This is a genomic window from Neisseria sp. P0022.S010 (assembly GCF_051956635.1).
This window is the reverse complement of sequence record NZ_JBQCXF010000704.1, coordinates 1-1,294: the sequence shown is the minus strand read 5'-3', so window position 1 is coordinate 1,294 and position 1,294 is coordinate 1. Positions and strand designations below refer to the sequence as shown.

Annotated in this window: 1 protein-coding gene; it reads left to right on the top strand. The window is 48.1% G+C overall.

Annotated features, from left to right (window positions below; genetic code table 11):
• Positions 1–406: 406 nt before the first annotated feature.
• Positions 407–1,294: RHS repeat-associated core domain-containing protein (locus ACTHUT_RS20790; RefSeq protein WP_440419705.1), on the top strand; the 888-nt coding region annotated here is incomplete at its 3' end.

Sequence of the window (1,294 nt, the reverse complement as noted above, 5' to 3'; positions counted from 1 at the left end):
CAGCAAAATTTACTAAGACCAACCAAATTTTAAGCAAGGAAGAGTTAGATAATATTTTAGAACATTTAAAAAAAGAATTTATGTTAAAAAATAGAGTATGAGACATAATTTTCTAAATTTAATTATCAACTGTAAAGTAGCCCAAGCAAGCCGTAGCCCGCATGAAACCTCCAATCCCGACGTAGGGTGTGTGCGGAACGCACGCACGCGGTTTCTGTTCAAATGACCTCAGTCCCAACGCAGGGTGGGTATGTGCTGCCCACGCACTCCCTTCAGGCTACCTGAAAAAGTGCAGGCTGCTTTCAAAGCTCTAAAACAGTTCAAAAGCAGCCTGCACATTCAAAGAAAACCGTAGCCCGCACAAACCTTCCGCCCTAAGGTCAAACCATACCCTGCCCCCTCTCCCGTGGGAGAGGGTCGGGGAGAGGGCAAAACGGCTGCACCGCTTTCAGACGGCCGCTCCGCCATCACCGACAACCGCCTGAAAACCTACAACGGCACGACCTATTACTACGACGACTTCGGCAACCTTATCCACCGCGAACTGGCCGACGGCGAAGTACAGAACTATTTCTACGATCTGCATGACCAATTGGTTAAAGCCGAAATCTTCAAAAAAGACGGCACAAAAGAAACTTGGTCCTACACCTACGATGCCTTGGGCAGAAGAATAGGCAAAGGCCGTCTGAAAAACGAAGAAGTTCCAGAAGGCCTCGAAGAGGAAACCGGATTCGTTTGGGACGGCAGCCACCTCTTACAGGAAATCCAACCGGACGGCAGGTATACCTATATCTACACCAATCCCGACAGCTACGAACCCTTGGCACAGGTACATAACCGGACTAACGAAGAAGGCGAAAGCGGCCAACAAACCTACTATTTCCACTGCGATCAAATCGGCATCCCGCGTGAGATGACCGATGGCGAAGGCAATCTGGTTTGGTTCGGGGATTATTACGGTTGGGGCAAACTGAAGAGTGAAACCAACATAACGGGAACTGCTCACCAACTCTTCCGATTACAGAATCAGTACGCCGACCGTGAGACGGGGCTGCACTACAACTTCTTCAGGTATTATGAGCCTGATGCGGGGCGGTTTGTTAATCAGGATCCGATTGGGTTATGGGGTGGAAGTAATTTTTATCAGTTTGCGCCGAACATGCAGAGGTGGATTGATGTATTAGGTTTGACTGGGAAATGCCAAAACTGTCCGCCAGGAACCATGCCAACAAAAGATATTCACTTCATGCAAAGCAGTGCAAAAAATCAAACAGGGGATTATACAGTTCTACAA